Raw genomic sequence first — 19,976 nt, forward strand, 5'->3', positions numbered from 1 at the left:
TGACCATGTCCAGGAAAACCCCATTTGCACGGCTGGCCGCGACCGTCGGCCTCGGTGTCAGCCTGTTGGCCGGCAGCCTGGTGGCGCCGACGGCTGCGCAGGCCGAAGGCGAGATCCGCATCGCCGAACAGTTCGGTATCGTCTACCTGCTGCTTAACGTAGTGCGCGACCAGAACCTGATCGAAAAATACGGCAAGCAGGAAGGTCTCGACATCAAGGTCGACTGGACCCAGCTGTCCGGCGGCGCAGCGGTCAACGACGCACTGCTCTCCGGCTCGATCGATATCGCCGGTGCCGGCGTCGGCCCGCTGCTGACCATCTGGGACCGCACCCATGGCAAGCAGAACGTCAAGGCCGTGGCCTCCCTGGGCAACTTCCCCTACTACCTGGTCAGTAACAATCCCAAGGTCAAGACCATTGCCGACTTCACCGACAAGGACCGTATCGCCGTGCCGGCGGTGGGCGTGTCGGTGCAGTCGCGCTTCCTGCAATACGCCGCCGCCAAGCAATGGGGCGACAAGGAATTCAATCGCCTCGACAAGTACACCGTCGCCGTCCCGCACCCGGATGCCACCGCTGCCCTGATCGCCGGCGGCACCGAACTGACCGGGCACTTCTCCAACCCGCCGTTCCAGGACCAGGCCCTGGCCAACCCTAACGTGCATGTGGTGCTGAACACCTACGACCTGCTGGGGCCGAACTCGCCAACGGTGCTGTTCGCCACCGAGAAATTCCGTAACGACAACCCGAAGACCTACAAGGCATTTGTCGAGGCGCTGACCGAAGCCGCGCAATTCGCCCAGAACGATAAAGGCGCTGCGGCCGACACTTACATTCGCGTCACCAAGGCCAAGATCGACCGCGCCGAGTTGCTGAAAATCATCGACAACCCGCAGTTCGAATTCAGCGTCACGCCAAAAAACACCTACCCGCTGGCGGAATTCCTCTACCGCGTCGGCGCCATCAAAAACAAGCCTGAATCTTGGAAGGACTACTTCTTCCAGGACGCCAAGCCCCTGCAAGGAAGTTGAGATGAACGCGCCCTTGCAAGGCCACACGGCCAGCAACCTGCACACCGCCGCACCATTGCTGGCGGTGGATAACGTCAGCCTGGAATACCGCACCCCCGAGCGCGTGGTGCGCGCCACTCACCAAGTCAGCTTCGAGATCGACCCGGCGGATCGCTACGTGTTGCTCGGCCCATCGGGTTGCGGCAAATCCACACTGCTCAAGTCCATTGCCGGGTTTATCAAGCCCTGCGAAGGCGAGATCCGCCTGCTGGGGCAAAAGGTCGAACAACCAGGCCCGGACCGCATTGTGGTGTTCCAGGAATTTGACCAACTGCCGCCATGGAAAACCGTCAAACAGAACGTGATGTTTCCGCTGCTGGCGTCGAAAACTTTGCCGCGTCGCGAAGCCGAAGAACGGGCGCTGCACTACCTCGACAAAGTCGGCCTCTGCGCCTTTGCCGACGCTTACCCGCACACCCTTTCCGGCGGTATGAAAGCCCGCGTGGCCATCGCCCGCGCCCTGGCCATGCAGCCGAAGATCCTGCTGATGGACGAACCCTTCGCCGCCCTCGACGCCCTGACCCGACGCAAGATGCAGGAAGAATTGCTGCTGCTCTGGGAAGAAGTGCGCTTCACCCTGCTGTTCGTCACCCACTCCATCGAAGAAGCGCTGGTGGTGGGCAATCGCATCCTGCTGCTGTCGCCGCATCCGGGGCGCGTGCGCGCGGAAATCCACAGCCATCAATACGACTTGCACAGCCTCGGTGGCGTGGAGTTCCAGGCGTCGGCGCGGCGGATTCATCGCCTGTTGTTCGATGAAGCGCCCGAGGCCGAACGTGAGTTGGGTTTCGCCGACATCCGCATCGCTTACTAAGGGGACAACCCAATGCGCCAGGAATACGAAATCAACCTTGAGCCGCTGCTCAGTGTCCCCATTGAACGCGAACTGCCCCTGCGCCAACGCCTGTGGCAGCAAGGCTGGCTGCGCAAGGGCCTGATCCTGATCGTGCTCGCGATCCTTTGGGAAGCCGTCGCGCGCTACCAGAACAACGACCTGCTGCTGCCGAGTTTCCTGCAGACCTTTCACGCGCTCTATGACGGCCTGCTCAGTGGCGAACTGCTGGGCAAGGTGAGCATCTCGCTGGTGGTGCTGATCAAGGGCTACCTCATCGGCATCGTGCTGGCGTTTGCCCTGACCACCCTGGCGGTGTCGACGCAACTGGGCCGTGACCTGCTGAGCACCCTGACCTCGATGTTCAACCCACTGCCGGCCATTGCGTTATTGCCGCTGGCGCTGCTGTGGTTCGGCCTGGGCCAGAACAGCCTGATTTTCGTGCTGGTGCATTCGGTGTTGTGGGCGCTGGCGCTCAACACCTATTCCGGGTTTCTCGGTGTGTCCGAAACCCTGCGCATGGCCGGTCGCAACTATGGCCTCAAGGGCATGCGTTTCGTGTTGTTCATCCTGATCCCGGCCGCACTGCCGTCGATCCTCGCCGGGCTGAAAATCGGTTGGGCCTTCGCCTGGCGCACCCTGATCGCCGCCGAGCTGGTATTCGGTGCGACCAGCGGCAAGGGCGGCCTGGGCTGGTACATCTTCCAGAACCGCAACGAGCTGTACACCGACAAGGTATTCGCCGGCCTGGCGGTGGTGATCCTGATCGGCCTGCTGGTGGAAAACCTGGTGTTCGACACCTTCGAGCGCCTCACCGTGAAACGGTGGGGCATGCAGCGCTGATACCCCCAGCCTGCTACGATTGCGGCCAGCTCACTCCCGACTGACCACGAGTGCTTGGCATGCAACTACCCGACATGAACCTGTTGGTCGCCCTCGACGCCTTGCTCGACGAGGGCAGCGTGGTGGGCGCCGCGCGGCGGATGAACCTCAGTCCGGCGGCCATGAGCCGTACCCTCACACGTATTCGCGAAGCGGTGGGCGATCCGATCCTGGTGCGCGCCGGTCGCGGCCTGGTGCCGACGCCCAAGGCCTTGCAGTTGCAAGGCCAGGTGCGCAACGTGGTGGAGCAGGCGGCGTTGCTGTTTCGCTCGGCGGATCAGGTTGATTTAAGCACCTTGCGCCGTCGCTTCAGTGTGCGCGCCAATGACTTTTTCATCGGCGTGTATGGCGGTCGGCTGTTCGACACCATGGAGCGCATGGCGCCACTGTGCGAGCTGTGTTTCGTGCCTGAAGGCGACACCGATGATGAAGCCCTGCGCGAAGGGCGGCTGGACCTGCGCGTGAGCAACACCATGCCGGTCACTCCGGAAGTGAAGGTGCAGAACCTGTTTTCCACCACCTTCGTGGGCCTCGCGCGGGAGGACCATCCGTTGTTTGACGACGAGATCACCGCCGCGCGCTTCGCCAGCTATTCCCATATCAGTATCTCGCGGCGTGGCATCGCCCGTGGGCCGATCGACACCGCGTTGAATGCCCAGGGCCTGGAGCGGCGGGTGGCGATGATCGCCCCGGGGTTTCACGGTGCGATGTTCATGTTGCCCGATTCCGACCTGATTCTGCCGGTGCCCAAGGAAGCCCTGTTGAGCGCCAACCGCTTGAAGCTGCCACTGCGCGCGTTTGCGTTGCCGATCTCGCTGCCGACGTTGGTATTGGCCCAATCCTGGCACCCGCGCTTCGACAAAGACCCGGCTCATAAGTGGCTGCGCGAAACGATGCGTGAGAGCTGCCACGCCACCTGGCTGGAAGCTCAACCCACCTAAACATCAAGCGTACACAGTGCAAATGTGGGAGGGGGCTACACCCCGATTGCGTTGGATCAGATAGAAAATCTGTGTCTGGCGCACAGCAATCGGGGGTAAACCCCCTCCCACATGTAGATTTGTGTCGGTTTCAGGATTGTGTGTGGTGCAGTTATAAGCTGCCAATAAGTAACTTTTTGTCATGCATGTGCCTGATTAAACTGCTCGGGTATTTCTAATCCCGAGCTGCCTGTTCATGACTTCCCTCGCTGCCCCCACCCTTGCGGCCGCAGCCAGACCCACCGCCATCACCCCGCCTGTATTTGGCCCGCGCATCATCATCGGCCTGGTCGGCGTGTTGCTCGCGGTGCTGGTGTCCGGCCTCAACGAGATGGTCACCAAGGTGGCCCTCGCGGATATTCGCGGCGCGCTGTACATCGGCTTTGACGAAGGCACCTGGCTGGTGGCCGCGTACACGGCCACCTCCGTGTCGGCCATGGCCTTTGCGCCCTGGTGTTCGGTGACGTTTTCCCTGCGGCGCTTCACCCTGTGCGCTATTGGCTTGTTCACCGCACTGGGGATCCTGTGCCCGTTTGCGCCGAACTACCAAAGCCTGCTGCTGCTGCGTACCGTCCAAGGCCTGGCCGGCGGTGCCTTACCGCCGATGCTGATGACCGTGGCGCTGCGCTTCCTGCCGGCCAACGTCAAGCTGTATGGTCTGGCTGGCTACGCACTTACCGCCACCTTCGGGCCGAGCCTTGGCACGCCATTGGCGGCGCTGTGGACTGAATATGTCGGCTGGCAGTGGGCGTTCTGGCAGATCGTCGGGCCGTGTCTGTTGGCCATGGCCGCCGTGGCCTACGGCTTGCCGCAAGACCCGCTGCGCCTGGAGCGCTTCAAGCAATTCAATTGGCGCGGCCTGTTGCTCGGCTTTCCGGCGATCTGCATGCTGGTGATCGGCATTCTGCAGGGCAATCGCCTGGACTGGTTCGAGTCGGGCCTGATCACCTTCCTGCTGTGCGGCGGCAGCGTGCTGCTGGTGCTGTTCATGTTCAATGAATGGTCGCACCCGATGCCGTTCTTCAAGTTGCAGATGCTCGGCCTGCGCAACCTGGCGTTTGCCCTGATCGTGCTGGCAGGCGTGCTGATGGTGCTGACCTCGGTGATCATCATCCCCTCGAGTTTCCTCGCCCAGGTCCAGGGTTATCGCCCATTGCAAACCGCGCCGGTGATGCTGCTGATGGCGCTGCCGCAATTGATCGCACTGCCGCTGGTGGCGGCGTTGTGCAACCTGCGCTGGGTCGATTGCCGCTGGGTCCTGGGGATCGGGCTGGGGATGTTGGTGCTGTGTTGCGTGGGCAGCGCGCACCTGACCTCGGCGTGGATTCGCGATGATTTCTACGGCCTGTACCTGCTGCAAATCTTCGGGCAGCCCATGGCGGTGTTGCCGCTGCTGATGCTCTCCACCGGCAGCATTCAACCGGCGGATGGGCCGTTCGCCTCGGCCTGGTTCAACACCGTCAAAGGCCTGGCCGCCGTGATTGCCACCGGCGTGCTGGATGCGCTGACCACCCAGCGCCTGCACTTTCACTCGACCATGCTGGTGGACCGCCTGGGTAACTCGCCGCTGGCCGACGGCGATGCGCCGGGCCTGGCCCACCGCCTGCACGAGCAGGCCGTGGTGCTGACTTCTTCGGATCTCTATTACGTCATGGCCGCTGTCGCGGTGGCGTTGATCCTGCTGATTTTCTGGATGCCCACGCGGATTTTTCCGCCTCGCGCACCGACCTAGCCACAAGGACTTCTCATGAAACGCAAAGACAAAATCGCCGTCTCCGTTATCGCCGTGTTTGCTGTCGGGGTGCTGGTGTACCTGGTCGCGCCCGGCCTGTTGGGCAACAAGCGCCAGGCCACCAACGACGCCTTCGTCGCCGCCGATTTCACCCTGGTGGCGCCACGTGTGGCGGGCTTTATCAAGGAAGTGCTGGTGGAAGACAACCAGCGCGTCAAGGCCGGCCAACTGTTGGCGCTGATCGACGACCGCGATTTTCGCGCCGCCGCCCAGGCCGCCGACGCCGACACCCTGGTCGCCCAGGCCCAGCTGAAAAACGCCACCGCGACCCTGGAGCGCCAAACCTCGGTGATCGCCCAGGCCCAGGCCACCGTGGCGGCAGACCGCGCCGAAGTGGCCTTCGCCGAACATGAACTGAACCGCTACAACCACCTCGCCGGCGTGGGCGCGGGTACCGTGCAGAACGCCCAGCAAGCCAAGACCCGCATCGACCAGGCCAACGCGCGCCTGGCCAACGCCACCGCGGTGCTGGCGGCCGAGCGCAAGCAGGTGGAAATCCTCACGGCCCAGCGCGATGCAGCCGAAGGTGGACTCAAGCGTGCCCAGGCCGCGTTGGAAATGGCCAGCTATCAGCTGTCCTACACGCGCATCGTCGCGCCGGTGGATGGCATGGTTGGTGAGCGTGCGGTGCGGGTCGGTGCCTATGTGACCCCTGGCAGCAAGATCCTCGCGGTGGTGCCGTTGGCCGAGGCCTACGTGGTCGCCAACTTCCAGGAAACCCAGCTGTCCCATATGCACGCGGGCCAGGCCGTGCAGGTGCGGGTCGACAGCCTCGACGGGGAGTTGCTCAACGGCCACCTGGAGAGCCTCGCGCCGGCGACGGGTGTGACCTTCGCATCGGTCAAGCCGGACAACGCGACCGGCAACTTCACCAAGGTGGTGCAGCGTATCCCGGTGAAAATCGTCCTCGAACCCAACCAACCGCTGACCGAGCGCCTGCGGGTCGGCATGTCGGTCGAAGCCAGCGTCGACACCCAGCCGGTCGCGCCGCAGCGTGAGGTGGCCCAGCAATGAGACACCTTGCCTGGTTAACCCTGAGTGTTATCAGCCTGAGTGCCTGCACTGTCGGGCCGGATTTTCAGCGCCCGCACACGCTGCAAGCCACGCGGTGGAGCGAACCTCAAGGGCGACAAGCCGCCAGCCGAGCAGTGAGTGATCCGCTGCAAGAGCGCTGGTGGGACGTGTTCCACGACGAGCAACTGTCGGCCCTCACGCGCCGCGCGCTGACCGATAACCTCGACCTGAAGCTGGCCAGCAGCCGCCTGCAACAAAGCCGTGCGGTCCGCCAGGTGACCACCGCCGAGCGTTATCCCACTGTCGACGCCACGGGCGCCTACCAGCGCAAACGCAACAGCGGCAAAGGCTTGAGCGACCCCTCCGGCGAAAACGGCCGTTCCGCGTTCAACCAGTGGGACGCGGGCTTCTCGGCGTCCTGGGAGCTGGACTTCTGGGGGCGGGTCAAACGCGAAACCGAAGCCGCCGACGCCACCCTGCAAGTGGCGGAAAACGACCGCCGCGCCGTGCTGTTGTCGGTACTGGCCGAGACCGCCCAGGACTACATCCAGCTGCGTGGCGTACAGAACACCCGCGCGGTGACCGAGCAAAACCTCGACGTCGCCCGCCACAGCCTCAAGCTCTCGCAACTGCGCCTGGCAGACGGCGTGGCCACCGACCTCGATGTCGCCGAAGCCGCCGCCCAGGTCGCCGCCATCGAAGCGCGGCTGCCGGATTTGCAGCAACGCCAGGACCAGTTGATCAACGCCCTCAGCCTGTTGATGGGCGAGCCACCCCAGGCTCTGCACGCGCAATTGTCCAAGGACGCCGCCGTACCGCAGGCCCAACGCCAGGTCGCCATCGGCCTGCCGTCGGAGCTCGCCGAACGCCGTCCGGATATCCGCCAGGCCGAGGCGCGCCTGCACGCCGCCACCGCCAGCATCGGCGTGGCCAAGGGCGATTTTTACCCGCGCATTACCTTGTCCGGCAGCCTCGGTTCCCAGGCCATGCAACTGTCGGATTTCGGCTCCTGGGGCTCTCGTGCGTTTGCCTTCGGCCCGCAAGTGAGCCTGCCGCTGTTCAGCGGCGGCCGCCTGCAAGGCATGCTGGACCTGCGCGAAGCCCAGCAACAGGAAGCGGCCCTGGCCTACCAGCAAACGGTGCTGCGTGCCTGGCATGAAATCGACGACCAACTGACCCGCTACAACGCCAGCCAGCTGCGCCGCGACAGCCTCGCCGAAGCCGTGCGCCAGAACCAGATCGCCCTGACCACCGCACAGCACCAATACGTTGAAGGCGTGGTGGATTTCGTCAACGTGCTCACCGTGCAAAGCGCGCTGCTGGCCACGCAGGAGCAGTGGGTCGAGAGTTCTACCGGGGTGTCGTTGGCGATGGTGGGGTTGTACAAGGCGTTGGGGGGCGGGTGGGAGTCGGTCTACCCAGTGGCAATGGCTCAGCATTGAAATTGGAGTATCCGATGTAGGACCGTTCTTGATTTTTGCTGCCTTAAACCTTGGTGAACCTTGATCGTTAAGCTTTCAGTCCGATTATTACCTGTGAGTCTTTCCGATGTCTGTCATCGAAAACCCCTACGCGCCTCCACAAGCTGATCTGCGCACTCCAGTCTCCGCCATCCAACCTACATTCTTCGTGGTCGCGCCGCGCAAGCTGGTCCTGATGGTGTTGCTGTCCCAAGGTTTTTATCTCTTCTACTGGTGTTACCAGCAGTGGGCCTGCTATCGGCGGGCTACTGGCGCAAAGGTGTTGCCGCTGGTGCGAGCGTTCTTCTCGGTGTTTTTTCTGTATTCGCTGGTGATGAAAATCAGGCAGAAACTGGCGCTTGACGGTACGCCGTACCGCTGGTGGCCGCGAGCCATGGCGCTGGGGCTTATTGCGTGTGGGTTGTTACCCTTTACCTACGTTTTTTTCGTCACCGCCATGACGGCAATGAAGTTGAGCGTGTGCTTGATGATCGTGCAGGTAGCGCTGTTCGTGCAGGTGCAAGGCGCGGTGAACCTGATCGAGGGCGACACAGATGGCGAGGCGAACAATCGCCTGACTTGGGCTAACGCAATCTGGATCGTTATCGGGCTGGGCATGTGGAGCTTGGGCTTTATAGGGGCGTTTCACGAGCAAGGGCTGTCGTGATTGTCCTCAGGGCGCAGTGTTTTTTAAGACTGCAAAAGCATAAAGATGACAACGTCTTGCGTTGAACAACCTTCCTGTAGTTCCAGGCTGATCAGTTTGAACAGGATGACGATGTCTTGACTTTTCATGGGGCTCCAAAAGCGAGTGTCCTCTGTCCGCGGACAGAGGACACTTTCCTGCACAGGGTTGACACTCATGTCAACGGTTTTGCAAAAACACCACATACCCCCGAAACCACTCACTCCCCTGCAAGTACCCCGGCTCCTCCCACTCTCCACCCTGAATCAAACCGATCTTGAACGGCAGCCCCATCCGGTTCATCCGTGGCAAATATGCCGCGTAATCCGGGATGCTCTGGCGGCCCTGATAGGTCTGCACCACCACCTCATCCACCACGCCTTTGAGCTGGCTGATGGCGGTGGGGTCGGCGTTGCTGCTCCAGTCCATCAGGCCGGTGATACTCAGTTTCAGATCGGCCGGCAGGCGCTGGCGCAGGTCGCGCAGGAAGTCGGCGTATTCGTGCAGGTATTGGGTGCGGGCGTCGAAGTCGATCTGGATGCCGACCACTGGGTTGCCTGCGTCGCGCCAGCGTTGTACCTGGCCGAGCAGTTGGGTATAGACCTGTTCGGGCCAGTGCAGGGTGTGGGCGCGGTAGACCACCCAGACGTCGCCGCGGGTGAGGCGCGGTACGCTGATGCCTTGGGCGATCAGCTGCACACCGCGCTGGGGCGCGCGGCGGGTGGCGTTGATCTGGCCCTGGAGGATGTACAGGGTCTTGGCCTGCTTGAGTACCGGCTGCGGCGTGACGCCGCTCCACAGCCAGAAGGCGTCGTAGTCGCGGGCATCGACGGCACCGAATGCCGGGCTTGCCAGCAACAGCAAGCCCAGCCACAGGTGTTTCACCAGTAATACTGCAGCGATTTGCCCCACTGGGTGTCGGCGAAACCACTTTTCAGCTGGCGGAACCAGGCTTTGCGCACACCGGGTTCGACGTCCTTGCCGCCACAGCTGTTGTAGCCGGCCGGCGCGTAGCAGTTGATGGCGCGGAACAGGGCGTAGGCCTTGTCGTTTTTCGGCGCCTTGGCGTTGCCGATGACCTGTTGGTAACCGTCGAGCCGCGAGAAGGTTTCACCCTTGAAGTCCGAGGCGGTGCTGCCCAGGCTGCCGGCGGCGCGGGCCTGCTCCAGAGGCATGCCGTCCAGGTTGTTGCGCAGGATGAATTCGCCGAAGCAGTTCAGGGCCTGGGGGTTCTTCGCGTCGGTCTGCAAGGTCGCTGCGGTTTGCGCGATGCTGGGGCAGGCGTAGCCGGATTCGGCCTTGTCGCCGTTCCACTGGAACAGCTTAAGCGTCTGGCTGGCGCTGTAGACATAACCCAGGCTGGTGCCCAGCTTGTCCTCGGGGGCCTGGGCCGGCAGTTGCTTGAGGTCCTCGGCGAACGTGGCGAACTGGCCGCGCAGCAGGTCTTTGTAGAGCAGCACGAATTGCGCGGTCTGGCGTTCCAGCGGATCGCTCGCCTGGGCGATCTGCTGGCGCAGCAGTTCAGGCCCGGCAACGTTGCGCAGCAGGATGTAGCGCACCTGCCTGGCACTGATCGGCGAATCGCTGGCGAACACCTTGGCCAGTTGGCCGCTGCGCTCGTAGTTCATGGCCAGTGCCAACTCCAACTGGTCGCGTTGCAACGGCAGCTTTGCCAGTGGCAACAATTGCAGCCACAAGGCCTCGGCGCCTTTCCAGTCTTGCTTGGCTTCCAGGGCCAGGGCGCGCAGGGTCTGCTGGCTGAAGGCGAAGTAATTCAGGCTCGACGGCACGCTTTGCGGCAACTGCTTCAAGGCAGCGTCCGGTTGATGCTCGATGTACAGCGCGCACACAGCCAGCAGGTAGTCATAGAACTCTGGCTCGCTGGCGAACGCGGCCTTTTGCTTCTCGAGGTCGGCGCGGCTGAGGGCTGGCTGGTTGCCGCCGCGCATCACCATCAGGTCGCTGACGAGCTGAATCATCGGGGTCTTGACGGTATCGCTGTTGACCATCAACAGCTTGAGGTCAACTTCTTCTACCAGCTCATCCTCAGACACATTGCGCTGTTCGTCGGTGGCCGTCAGTGCCCAGGCGAACGCGTCGGCGAGCTGGGTGTTGTCATCGGCCAGCCAGTACACCCGGCGCAGCAAACCGTGGGCCGAGGCCGCGTATTCGCCCTGTGGGTAAGTTTTCAGGTAGGCGTTGAAACCCTGCTCGGCCGTGGCCAATGCGGGCTTATCCACACGGTCCAGGTGCGGTACGCCGTCTTCGTCATAGGTGTTGGCCTGGGCCTGGTTGAGCGCTGTGCGGGCGGTCATGTACAGCGCGGTTTCCTTCAGCCACGGCGACTGTGCACTGCCGACGCCAGCAAAGCCTTGCGCGGCCTCGGCGAAGCGGCCGCTGTAGAAATCGGCGGCGGCTTGCAGGTAGGTGCGAAACAGTTGGCCGCCGGCTGACTGGATCTGCTGCGCTTCGGCGATCACCGGGCCATCCCAGGTGCAGGTGGTGAGCAGTTGCAGCCGCGCCTTTGCCAGCAGCGCGCGCTCGTCCGCCGGCATGTCGGCCTTGACCACTTGGCGGATAAACGCCGTGGCGCTGTCATCGTCGTTGCTGCGGCAGCGGCTGCCTTCGCCATTGAGGAACGCTTCGCCAGCGGTTTTGTATTCCTCGCGCTTGATACCCAGGGGCGTCAGCAGGGTGTCGAGTTCGGCGGTAGGCGAATCGTCCGAGTCGGGCTCAGTCTCTGCGCTGGAGGCAGCGGCCAGGCGATACACCGGGAACGGCACCGGGCCGAAACCCTGGGCCAGGTCATCTTCGCTCAACGCTTTGGGCGCCAACGGCGCGGCCTTTTTGTCGGCCAGCAACAGGCGCAGGTTGGCCCGGCTGTCATTGCCTGGGCTCAGGAACGGCACGTTGTTACAAGGGTCCAGGCTGTCACGCGAGACACGCCAATCGGGGTAGCACGAATCGTCGGAACTGGCCTGGGCCTGCTGGGAAATACCGGCCAGCAGGGCCAGTGCGAGGGGGGAGAGAAAACCGATGCGCATGACGTGTCCTTGATCCTGGGTCCTTGGAGGGCGGCAATCATAGCGTGTTCCTGCGGGCGCTTCGGTGAAGCCCTACACAAATTGCTGATTTGTCCGATTCCAGAAGCGAACCGGGTGCTTTTGTCCTAGAGTGGCGGTGTTTGCGCTGAGGCACTCAAGGCAACAGCGGGGGGAATCGAGGTGCGCCGGTCTGTGGTAGAGCAAAACGAAAAGGTCGGGGCGTTGCCCGCATTCAATCGTCTTACGTGGGAACGCGTCGGTTGGCTGAGCCGACTGTGGTGGGTGCCGATCCTGGGGCTGGCCATGGCCCTGCGGTTTTACCGCCTGACTTCGGCGGCGATCTGGGGCGACGAGGGCTCCAGCCTGCTGCTCAGTGAATACGCCGCTGCGGACCTGTGGTTTCACGCCGCTCATGATGTGCACCCGCCGTTGTACTTCTTCATGCTGCGCGGCTGGATCGAGCTGTTCGGCGACAGCATCTGGTCGATTCGTGGCATGAGTGCCATCCCCGGCGTGGTTGCCGTGGGCCTGGGTGTCTGGCTGACACGGCAACTGTCTACCCGGCGTGCTGCCGTGCTGGCGGGGATCCTGCTGGCGCTGCTGCCCACGGCGGTGCGCTACAGCCAGGAAGTGCGCATGTATTCGCTGCTGGGCGTGTGGCTGCTGGGGGCGACGCTGGCGCTGGTGTACTGGGTGCGCCAGCCCGAGCGGCTGCGCTACCTGGCCATGTATGTGGCGTTGATGAGCGCCGGTTTCTACACCCATTACTTCACCGCCCTGTGCGTGCTGGTGCATTGGGCTTACCTGGGGGTACTGTGGCAGGCGCAGCCGCGAGGCCGACGGCTGATCGCACGCCCGGCCTGGTGGGTAGCCAATGCCGCGATTGTGCTGTTGTACGTACCGTGGCTGCCGAACCTGCTGGACCTGGTGCAGCACGTCGAACAACTCAAGGTAGGCGGGGACATAGGCTGGGAAGAACCGGTCAGCCTGTTTTCCCTGCCTTCGATGGTCTGGCAGTTCGTGTTACAGGATGAAGGTATCGGCTTCTGGCCACCGCTGTTCTGGTTTGTCCCGCTGTTACTGATGGCCGTGGTCGTGATGACTGCCGCGCGAGACCGCGAACGCCATCGGCCCGCTTGCCTGCTGGCGCTGTTTTTCCTGCTGCCGCTGTTGCTGGTCTACGGGGTATCGTTTATCTCCCCGGTGTTTATCGAGCGCTACCTTACGGTGTACGCCTTGGGTTTGCCGATCCTTGTCGCCATGGCTATCGACCGCCTGCCTGCGCGCTTGTCGCTGCTGGGTGCGGCGCTGTTCGTGCTGTTTGTCGGCGTGGAGCTGGTGGGCCTCAAAAACAACTTCACGGTGGATGAGCACGACCAATTCAACGTGCCGGTGGAGTTCGTCAATCGCAATTACCAGGAAGACGACCGCATCGTCCTCAGCGACATGATGTGGTACCTCAGCTATGTGTATTACGACCAGACCGACGCCCAACTGCAGCTCTACACCCCGCCCAGGCCCGATGGCACGCCGACCCGGCCCAACGCCTACGGCTTCGGCACCCTGGTGGACCAGGACGGCGGGCGCATCTACCTCGATCATCTGTCGGCACTGCCCGCCGACACCCGCCGCGTATGGCTGATCAGCAGCAACGAAGCGCCGGACGATTTCGCGCCACTGCCCCAGGGCTGGCGCGAACTCAGTCGCCAGGACGGTGGTGGTGCCAGGGCGCGTTTGTTCGTGTTGTGCAACGTGCCGCCACCACAACCCGAGGCCTGCCGCTAGACTCGGTTAAATACCTTTTTTCAGGAGCCCGTCATGGAATCGCCTGTGCACAGCTTGCCGTCACTGTTCAAACAGCTTGGGCTGCCGGATGACCCGGTCAGTATTGATCAGTTTGTGACCACCCATTCGCCACTCAAGCCGGATCTCAAATTGGCAGATGCGTTTTTCTGGACCGACAGCCAGAAAGCGTTTTTGCGCGAGGAAATCTTGGACGATGCCGATTGGGCGGAAGTGGTGGATGAGTTGAATCTAATGTTGCGGGGTGGGCGAGGGGTGTAAAAAAATCTTTTGGAAATTGTGTTTTTGTAAAAAAAAAGGTGAGCAGTAAAAAAATCTAGGCGCCGCGTTCATTCAGGAAGCACGCGTTATCGTTGACGTTTTTCGCGAGCAAGCTCGCTCCTACAGGAGGCGATGTAGGCTTAACTGACTGGCATCAGGGCAAGCCCCCTCCCACATTCGTCCTGCGGTGTTGCCACTGAATCGCTCCACCCATCCGCTAAATTGTTTCAAAACTTGACGCAATCCGATCCTTCCACCATATTGATAGTTAGCAAACTAACTGTATGCGAACTATCCAGTGCCTCAATCCCTCGAACACCTCCAGATGAACCTCAGCAGCAGCATGGTGGTGGGCGCCCGTAACTGGCGCAAAATCTGCCAGAGCACGTTGGTGAGCTATGGCATCTCCGAAGCCTGCGCTGTGCCGTTGTTGATGATCGGTCGCCTGGGCGACGGAGTGCATCAGGTCAAAGTAGCCCAGGCCTCCGGGATGGAAAGTCCTTCGCTGGTGCGCCTGCTCGACCGGCTGTGCCATGACGGCTATGTGTGCCGTAGCGAAGACATTCACGACCGCCGCGCCAAGGCCCTGAGCCTCACCGAGCGTGGTCGCGAGTTGGTGCAGGCGGTGGAGGTGCAACTGGTGCGCCTGCGCCGCGAAGTGCTGGCGGACATTGCGACCGCCGACATGGAAGCGGCACTGCGTGTACTGCGGGCCTTTGAGGCGGCGACGCTTTGAACGGATTTTTTACCGGTTTTCCGCCCGCCCGTGACTGGTTCTATGGGGTTCGTACCTTCGCCGCGTCGATGATCGCGTTGTACATCGCCATGTTGATGCAAATGCCGCGTCCGTATTGGGCGATGGCCACGGTGTATATCGTCTCCAGTCCGTTTGTCGGCCCTACCAGTTCCAAGGCCCTGTACCGCGCCATCGGCACCTTGATGGGGGCGGCGGCGGCGGTGTTTTTTGTGCCGATGTTCGTGCAGTCGCCGTACATCCTGGTGGTGGTGATCGCACTGTGGACGGGCACCTTGCTGTTCCTCTCCATGCACCTGCGCACTGCCAACAACTATGCCTTGATGCTGGCCGGCTACACCTTGCCGCTGATCGCCCTGCCGGTGGTGGATAACCCGCTGGCGGTGTGGGATGTGGCCGAGGCGCGGACCGAGGAAATCTTCCTCGGCATTGCGGTCGCGGCGGTGGTGGGCGCGATGTTTTGGCCGCGGCGGCTGATGCCGGTGTTCGATGGCGCGGTGGCCAAGTGGTTCAGCGACGCCCAGGTCTACAGCCAGCGCTTTCTTTCCCGCAATGTGCAGCCGGAGGAAGTCAGCGCCCTGCGCGGCGGCATGGTCGCCACCTTCAATACCCTTGAATTGATGATCGGCCAGTTGCCCCACGAAGGCGCGCGGCCGCAGACGGTGCGCAATACCAAGGAATTGCGCGGGCGCATGATCCACCTGCTGCCGTTGGTGGAGGAACTCGACGATGCGCTGTATGCCGTCGAACAGCGTGCGCCGCAGTTTCTCGAGCAGTTGACGCCGCTGCTGGAAGCCACCCGGCAGTGGCTGGAAAACACCACCGAAAGCGCACCGCTGGAACGCTGGCGCGCCCTGCGTGAACAGGTCGACGCCCTGCAACCCCAAGGCGAAGCGCTGGACGAGCGCCACACACTGCTGTTCTCCAACGCCCTCTACCGCCTGGGCGAGTGGATCGACCTGTGGCAGGACTGCCGAAGCCTGCAAGCCGCCATCCAGTGCGAAAGCCAGGACACCTGGCGCGCCGTGTACCGTCACTGGCGCCTGGGCCGGCTCACGCCGTTCCTCGACCATGGCCTGATGCTTTATTCGGCGTTTTCCACCGTCACCGCGATCATCGTCGCGTCGGTGCTGTGGATCCTGCTGGGCTGGACCGATGGCGGCAGCGCGGTGATCCTGGCAGCCGTGGCCTGCAGTTTTTTCGCTTCTATGGACGACCCGGCGCCGCAGATCTATCGGTTCTTTTTCTGGACCGCCATGTCGGTGCTGTTCGCCAGCCTCTACCTGTTCCTGGTACTGCCCAACCTGCACGATTTCCCGATGCTGGTACTGGCGTTCGCGGTGCCGTTCATCTGCATCGGCACGCTGACCGTGCAGCCGCGTTTTTACCTGGGCATGCTGCTGACGCTGGTGAACACCTCGTCGTTCATCAGCATCCAGGGCGCCTACGACGCGGACTTCCTCAACTTCGCCAACGTCAACCTGGCCGGGCCCGTGGGCCTGTTGTTCGCCTTTGTGTGGACGTTGATCGCACGGCCCTTCGGCGCCGAACTGGCGGCCAAGCGCCTGACCCGTTTCAGCTGGCGCGACATCGTCGGCCTGACCGAGCCCGCCACCCTGAACGAACACCGCTACCTGGCCGTGCAAATGCTTGACCGCCTGATGCAGCACCTGCCACGCCTGGCGATGATCGGCCAGGACACCGGCATCGCCCTGCGCGACCTGCGCGTGGCGCTCAACCTGCTCGACCTGCTGGCCTATTCGCCGCGCATCCTCGGCGTGCCGCGGGTGCTGCTCAACCAGGTGGTGGAAGGTGTGGGCGGTTACTTCAAGGCCTGCCTCAAGGCGGGTGAACGCTTGCCCGCGCCCAGCGGTCTGCTGATGACCCTCGACCGCACGCGTCGCGCCCTCAACAGCCAGGGCCTGCAAGACGAAGACGATACCCGCCTGCACCTGCTGCACGCGCTGGCCGGCCTGCGCCTGGCGTTGTTGCCGGGAGTGGAATTCATTGGCGGCACGGAGATGGAAGCGCCGCTACCCGATGGAGCGCCTTTATGATCGGTGATCTGGATATCAGCGGGGTGTTCCTGCCCACGCTGCTGGTGCTGATGGGCATTACGTACGTGTTGTTCCTGGTGGTGCACGGGCTGTTGACCCGCGTCCACTTCTATCGCCTGGTCTGGCACCGGGCATTGTTCAATGTGGGGCTCTACGCGCTGTTGCTGGGCGCGGTGGACTCACTCAGTCGATACCTGATGACATGAAAAAACCTTTTTTGACCATCGGCCGTGTAGTCCTGACGTTGTTGATCGTGAGCTTCGCGGTCGTCGTTGTGTGGCGCATGGTCATGTACTACATGTTTGCGCCCTGGACCCGTGACGGTCACATCCGTGCCGACATCGTGCAGATCGCGCCGGACGTGTCCGGGCTGATCCAGCGCGTCGATGTGCACGACAACCAGCTGGTGACCAAGGGCCAGGTACTGTTTGCCGTCGACCAGGACCGCTTCAAGCTGGCCCTGCGCCAAGCCCAGGCCGCCGTGGCCGACCGCCAGGAAACCCTGGCCCAGGCAAGCCGCGAGTACAAGCGTAACCGTGGCCTCGGCAACCTGGTGCCCAGCGAGCAACTGGAAGAAAGCCAGTCCCGCGTTGCCCGCGCCCAATCGGCCCTGGCCGAAGCGCAAGTGACGGTGGACTCGGCCCAACTCAACCTCGACCGCTCGGTGATCCGCAGCCCGGTGGACGGCTACGTCAACGACCGTGCACCGCGTACCCAGGAGTTCGTCACCGCCGGGCGGCCGGTGCTGTCGGTGGTGGACAGCAATTCGTTCCACATCGACGGCTACTTCGAAGAGACCAAGCTCGACGGTATCCACGTCGGCATGGGCGTCGACATCCGTGTGATCGGCGACAACGCCCGCCTGCACGGGCATGTGCAGAGCATCGTCGCCGGTATCGAAGACCGTGACCGCAGCAGCGGCTCTAACCTGCTGCCCAACGTCAACCCGGCGTTCAGCTGGGTGCGCCTGGCCCAGCGGATTCCGGTGCGTATTGCCTTTGACGATGTCCCGGCGGACTTCCGCATGATCGCCGGGCGTACGGCCACGGTGTCGATCATTGGCGACAAACCCAATGACGGAGCCAAGCCATGAAGCCGCTGTGGGCAACCGCTGCGCTGGGGTTGTTGCTGTCGGCCTGCCAAGTGGTGGGGCCGGATTACAAGCTGCCGCAAACGTCTGCCGTCAACCGCGCTGACCTGCAAGGGCAACTGGCGGGCAAGGGCAGCGACGTGGTGTCGGCGCCGGTGCCGGCCGACTGGTGGAAGCTGTACAAAGACCCGCGCCTGGACGAGCTGGTACGCCAGGCCATGGCCTCCAACACCGACCTGCGGGTGGCCGCAGCCAACCTGCAGCGCGCCCGTTATCAGACCCAACAGGCTGAATCCGCCGGCGGCTGGAGTGCCGGCGCCAAGGCCGAGGTGCAACGGCTGCAGGAATCCGGCGAAGCGTTTTTGCAGGCGGACAAAGTGCCGGTGGATAACATCGGCAGCGTCGGCATTACCACCTCGTATCAATTCGACCTGTTCGGCACCTTGCAACGTGGCATCGAAAGCGCCCAGGCCAGCGCCGATGCGGCCCAGGCTGCCGCTGATACCGCACGCATCACCCTGGTGGCCGATGTGGTGCGCTCCTACACCCAGGTCTGCGCGGCCAACGAAGAACTGGCGATTGCCAACGAGTCCCTCGACCTGCAAGCCCAGAGCACCAAACTGACCCAACGCCTGCGTGACGCGGGCCGTGGCGATGAAACCCAGGTCACCCGCTCGCAAACCCAATACAAATCCTTGCGCGCCGACATGCCGCGCTACGAAGCGGCGCGCCAGGCCGGGCTGTTCCGCCTGTCGATGCTGCTGGCCAAGCCAGTGGACCAACTGCCGGCGGGCACCGGCAGCTGTGCCGAACTGCCGCATATCGCTCAATTGTTGCCGGTGGGCGATGGTGCGGCACTGCTCAAGCGTCGCCCCGACGTGCGCCAGGCCGAGCGCCAACTGGCCGCCGCCACTGCGCGTATCGGCGTGGCCACCGGCGCCTTGTACCCGGACATCGCCATCGGCGCCACGGTGGGCACCGTGGGCCTGCTCGACAACCTCGGCCAGCCGGCGACCAACCGCTGGGGCTTCGGCCCGATGATCAGTTGGACGGTGCCGACCAACGGTGCCCGTGCGCGCATCCACGAAGCCGAAGCCGCGACCCAGGGCGCCCTGGCGCATTTCGACGGTGTGGTACTCAATGCCATCCGCGAAACCCAGACCGGCCTGGCGCAATACACCGCCGTGCTGCAACGGCGCGAGGCGCTGGCGGACGCCGAGCGCTCGGCCCAAGAGGCGGCAGACCAGACCCACCGCTTCTTCCAGGCCGGCCGCGAATCGTTCCTTGCCGACCTGCAAGCCACCCGCACCTACACCGCGATGCGCGCGCAACTGGCGGCGGCGAATACCCAGGTTGCCATGAGCCAGATCGATCTGTTCCTGGCCCTGGGCGGCGGCTGGGAAAGCGGACGAACGCAAGCGTCACAGCCCGGCAAACCCTGAGCGAATAGCTATGCTTGGACAGGCGGGTCGCCGTGACGACTCGCCTGACACTGCTCGCGTTTGCTCATGGGGATTCCAATAATGAAAAACCCTTATGCTCCCGCTTTCTGGTGCGTGCTCTTCGCACTGGTGTTGTTATCGGCCGCGTATTTCTACGGCGTCATGCTCGCCCATCAACTCGACAAGGCCATGGTGTTTCTCGACAGCGCCTGCCTGGTGATCGGCTCCCTGTCCATCGGCGTGGTGGCCTGGGCGTCCTACCAGAACCAACGCGTGAAGAAAAAACTCCTCGAGCAAGGCAAGACCCGCGTAGCGATCTGGGACACCAAGGTCGCCCTGCGTCGAGTCGAAACCGTGTTCGACCGCTATTTCTGGGGCAGCTATTGGCAGCCGGGACGCACCTTCCAGGAAGTCATGGGCGACCTTACCGGCACGCCCCTGGAAAAAAGCCTCGAAGTCCTGAAAAAACAGTGTGTGGCCCTCGATCGGCAGGTCGCCGATGGCCGGCATTGGCTGAATAATGCGCGGGAATTGTCCGACGTTGCCACGCAGATGGCCCGTGAGCGCTACCAACTGGACTTCTGCGACCCCAAGTCCGACACGCCCGGCAATGCGGTGATACACCGCGAGTTTGAGGTGCTGGTGTACACCTGGACCGCACGCCTGAAGAGTTTTGACCACCAGCTCGACGAGATCGAATTGGAGTATTCCTGACGTAGCAGTGGTCGAGTAGAACGAGGCCGCGTTCGAGGACGAAGTCCTCGTAAAACCAGCACGCACGGTTTTTGATAAGCCAAGGTGCGTGGTTTT

General features: G+C 62.9%; 18 protein-coding genes. 16 read left to right on the forward strand and 2 right to left on the reverse strand.

Annotated elements, in window-relative coordinates; all coding sequences use genetic code 11:
* Window positions 1–5: 5 nt before the first annotated feature.
* The 8 genes from BLW22_RS30730 to BLW22_RS30765 all read left to right on the forward strand — a co-directional run bounded on the left by BLW22_RS30730 (window position 6) and on the right by BLW22_RS30765 (window position 8,697).
* A complete protein-coding gene (locus tag BLW22_RS30730) occupies window positions 6–1,031 on the forward strand; it encodes an ABC transporter substrate-binding protein (protein WP_065924670.1) in 1,026 nt (341 codons plus the stop codon).
* A 1-nt stretch (window position 1,032) separates the two neighbouring features.
* Window positions 1,033–1,884, forward strand: a complete 852-nt coding sequence (locus BLW22_RS30735; protein ID WP_065924671.1) for an ABC transporter ATP-binding protein — start codon at window positions 1,033–1,035, stop codon at window positions 1,882–1,884.
* 12 nt (window positions 1,885–1,896) lie between these two features.
* Complete coding sequence (locus BLW22_RS30740; RefSeq protein ID WP_065924672.1) at window positions 1,897–2,745, forward strand: ABC transporter permease; 849 nt, start codon at window positions 1,897–1,899, stop codon at window positions 2,743–2,745.
* Between the two features lie 59 nt (window positions 2,746–2,804).
* Window positions 2,805–3,725, forward strand: a complete 921-nt coding sequence (locus BLW22_RS30745) for a LysR family transcriptional regulator (RefSeq protein ID WP_027608061.1) — start codon at window positions 2,805–2,807, stop codon at window positions 3,723–3,725.
* A 235-nt stretch (window positions 3,726–3,960) separates the two neighbouring features.
* Complete coding sequence (locus BLW22_RS30750) at window positions 3,961–5,496, forward strand: MFS transporter (RefSeq protein WP_065924673.1); 1,536 nt, start codon at window positions 3,961–3,963, stop codon at window positions 5,494–5,496.
* Between the two features lie 15 nt (window positions 5,497–5,511).
* Window positions 5,512–6,570 (forward strand): HlyD family secretion protein, encoded by a 1,059-nt coding sequence (locus BLW22_RS30755; protein WP_065940998.1) that lies wholly within the window; start codon window positions 5,512–5,514, stop codon window positions 6,568–6,570.
* The gene (locus BLW22_RS30760; protein WP_074848296.1) at window positions 6,567–8,012 is read left to right on the forward strand and encodes an efflux transporter outer membrane subunit; all 1,446 of its coding nucleotides are present in this window, start codon (window positions 6,567–6,569) and stop codon (window positions 8,010–8,012) included. The genes BLW22_RS30755 and BLW22_RS30760 overlap by 4 nt, the downstream gene beginning before the upstream one ends.
* A gap of 106 nt (window positions 8,013–8,118) precedes the next feature.
* The gene (locus tag BLW22_RS30765) at window positions 8,119–8,697 is read left to right on the forward strand and encodes a hypothetical protein (RefSeq protein WP_065924676.1); all 579 of its coding nucleotides are present in this window, start codon (window positions 8,119–8,121) and stop codon (window positions 8,695–8,697) included.
* A 198-nt stretch (window positions 8,698–8,895) separates the two neighbouring features.
* Here BLW22_RS30765 and BLW22_RS30770 read toward each other — a convergent pair whose 3' ends face one another.
* Together BLW22_RS30770 and BLW22_RS30775 are read right to left on the reverse strand one after the other, a co-directional pair.
* Window positions 8,896–9,600, reverse strand: coding sequence for a DUF3142 domain-containing protein (locus BLW22_RS30770; RefSeq protein WP_074848298.1), 705 nt, complete (start codon window positions 9,598–9,600; stop codon window positions 8,896–8,898).
* On the reverse strand, window positions 9,597–11,759 hold the full coding sequence (locus BLW22_RS30775; RefSeq protein WP_074848300.1) for a PA5441 family protein: 2,163 nt from the start codon (window positions 11,757–11,759) through the stop codon (window positions 9,597–9,599). The genes BLW22_RS30770 and BLW22_RS30775 overlap by 4 nt, the downstream gene beginning before the upstream one ends.
* A gap of 180 nt (window positions 11,760–11,939) precedes the next feature.
* On the opposite strand from BLW22_RS30775, the gene BLW22_RS30780 reads away from it, so the two are divergent.
* The 8 genes from BLW22_RS30780 to BLW22_RS30815 all read left to right on the forward strand — a co-directional run bounded on the left by BLW22_RS30780 (window position 11,940) and on the right by BLW22_RS30815 (window position 19,880).
* Window positions 11,940–13,544, forward strand: coding sequence for a glycosyltransferase family 39 protein (locus BLW22_RS30780; RefSeq protein ID WP_065924679.1), 1,605 nt, complete (start codon window positions 11,940–11,942; stop codon window positions 13,542–13,544).
* 33 nt (window positions 13,545–13,577) lie between these two features.
* Window positions 13,578–13,823 carry a DUF2789 domain-containing protein gene (locus tag BLW22_RS30785; RefSeq protein ID WP_065924680.1) on the forward strand — a complete coding sequence of 82 codons (246 nt, stop codon included), beginning with the start codon at window positions 13,578–13,580 and terminating at the stop codon, window positions 13,821–13,823.
* Window positions 13,824–14,148: 325 nt separating this feature from the next.
* Window positions 14,149–14,559: a MarR family winged helix-turn-helix transcriptional regulator gene (locus BLW22_RS30790; protein ID WP_065924681.1), complete on the forward strand. Its 411-nt coding sequence runs from the start codon at window positions 14,149–14,151 to the stop codon at window positions 14,557–14,559.
* Window positions 14,556–16,634 (forward strand): FUSC family protein, encoded by a 2,079-nt coding sequence (locus BLW22_RS30795; protein ID WP_074848302.1) that lies wholly within the window; start codon window positions 14,556–14,558, stop codon window positions 16,632–16,634. Before BLW22_RS30790 ends, BLW22_RS30795 begins: the two co-directional genes overlap by 4 nt.
* Entirely contained in the window at window positions 16,631–16,840 is a 210-nt protein-coding gene (locus BLW22_RS30800; protein WP_012721577.1) for a DUF1656 domain-containing protein, read from the forward strand. Before BLW22_RS30795 ends, BLW22_RS30800 begins: the two co-directional genes overlap by 4 nt.
* Entirely contained in the window at window positions 16,837–17,727 is an 891-nt protein-coding gene (locus BLW22_RS30805; protein ID WP_027608075.1) for an efflux RND transporter periplasmic adaptor subunit, read from the forward strand. The genes BLW22_RS30800 and BLW22_RS30805 overlap by 4 nt, the downstream gene beginning before the upstream one ends.
* Window positions 17,724–19,166 (forward strand): efflux transporter outer membrane subunit, encoded by a 1,443-nt coding sequence (locus BLW22_RS30810; RefSeq protein ID WP_065924683.1) that lies wholly within the window; start codon window positions 17,724–17,726, stop codon window positions 19,164–19,166. The genes BLW22_RS30805 and BLW22_RS30810 overlap by 4 nt, the downstream gene beginning before the upstream one ends.
* An 81-nt stretch (window positions 19,167–19,247) precedes the next feature.
* Window positions 19,248–19,880 carry a hypothetical protein gene (locus BLW22_RS30815; RefSeq protein WP_027608077.1) on the forward strand — a complete coding sequence of 211 codons (633 nt, stop codon included), beginning with the start codon at window positions 19,248–19,250 and terminating at the stop codon, window positions 19,878–19,880.
* Window positions 19,881–19,976: the final 96 nt, after the last annotated feature.

The sequence above is a fragment of the Pseudomonas marginalis genome (assembly GCF_900105325.1).
Lineage (GTDB): Bacteria > Pseudomonadota > Gammaproteobacteria > Pseudomonadales > Pseudomonadaceae > Aquipseudomonas > Aquipseudomonas marginalis.

Bases quoted from the DNA above. Each gene is read 5' to 3' on its own strand.
- BLW22_RS30730 (WP_065924670.1), top strand. From the start codon at position 6: ATGTCCAGGAAAACCCCATTTGCACGGCTGGCCGCGACCGTCGGCCTC.
- BLW22_RS30735 (WP_065924671.1), top strand. From the start codon at position 1,033: ATGAACGCGCCCTTGCAAGGCCACACGGCCAGCAACCTGCACACCGCC.
- BLW22_RS30740 (WP_065924672.1), top strand. From the start codon at position 1,897: ATGCGCCAGGAATACGAAATCAACCTTGAGCCGCTGCTCAGTGTCCCC.
- BLW22_RS30745 (WP_027608061.1), top strand. From the start codon at position 2,805: ATGCAACTACCCGACATGAACCTGTTGGTCGCCCTCGACGCCTTGCTC.
- BLW22_RS30750 (WP_065924673.1), top strand. From the start codon at position 3,961: ATGACTTCCCTCGCTGCCCCCACCCTTGCGGCCGCAGCCAGACCCACC.
- BLW22_RS30755 (WP_065940998.1), top strand. From the start codon at position 5,512: ATGAAACGCAAAGACAAAATCGCCGTCTCCGTTATCGCCGTGTTTGCT.
- BLW22_RS30760 (WP_074848296.1), top strand. From the start codon at position 6,567: ATGAGACACCTTGCCTGGTTAACCCTGAGTGTTATCAGCCTGAGTGCC.
- BLW22_RS30765 (WP_065924676.1), top strand. From the start codon at position 8,119: ATGTCTGTCATCGAAAACCCCTACGCGCCTCCACAAGCTGATCTGCGC.
- BLW22_RS30775 (WP_074848300.1), bottom strand. From the start codon at position 11,759: ATGCGCATCGGTTTTCTCTCCCCCCTCGCACTGGCCCTGCTGGCCGGT.
- BLW22_RS30785 (WP_065924680.1), top strand. From the start codon at position 13,578: ATGGAATCGCCTGTGCACAGCTTGCCGTCACTGTTCAAACAGCTTGGG.
- BLW22_RS30790 (WP_065924681.1), top strand. From the start codon at position 14,149: ATGAACCTCAGCAGCAGCATGGTGGTGGGCGCCCGTAACTGGCGCAAA.
- BLW22_RS30800 (WP_012721577.1), top strand. From the start codon at position 16,631: ATGATCGGTGATCTGGATATCAGCGGGGTGTTCCTGCCCACGCTGCTG.
- BLW22_RS30805 (WP_027608075.1), top strand. From the start codon at position 16,837: ATGAAAAAACCTTTTTTGACCATCGGCCGTGTAGTCCTGACGTTGTTG.
- BLW22_RS30810 (WP_065924683.1), top strand. From the start codon at position 17,724: ATGAAGCCGCTGTGGGCAACCGCTGCGCTGGGGTTGTTGCTGTCGGCC.
- BLW22_RS30815 (WP_027608077.1), top strand. From the start codon at position 19,248: ATGAAAAACCCTTATGCTCCCGCTTTCTGGTGCGTGCTCTTCGCACTG.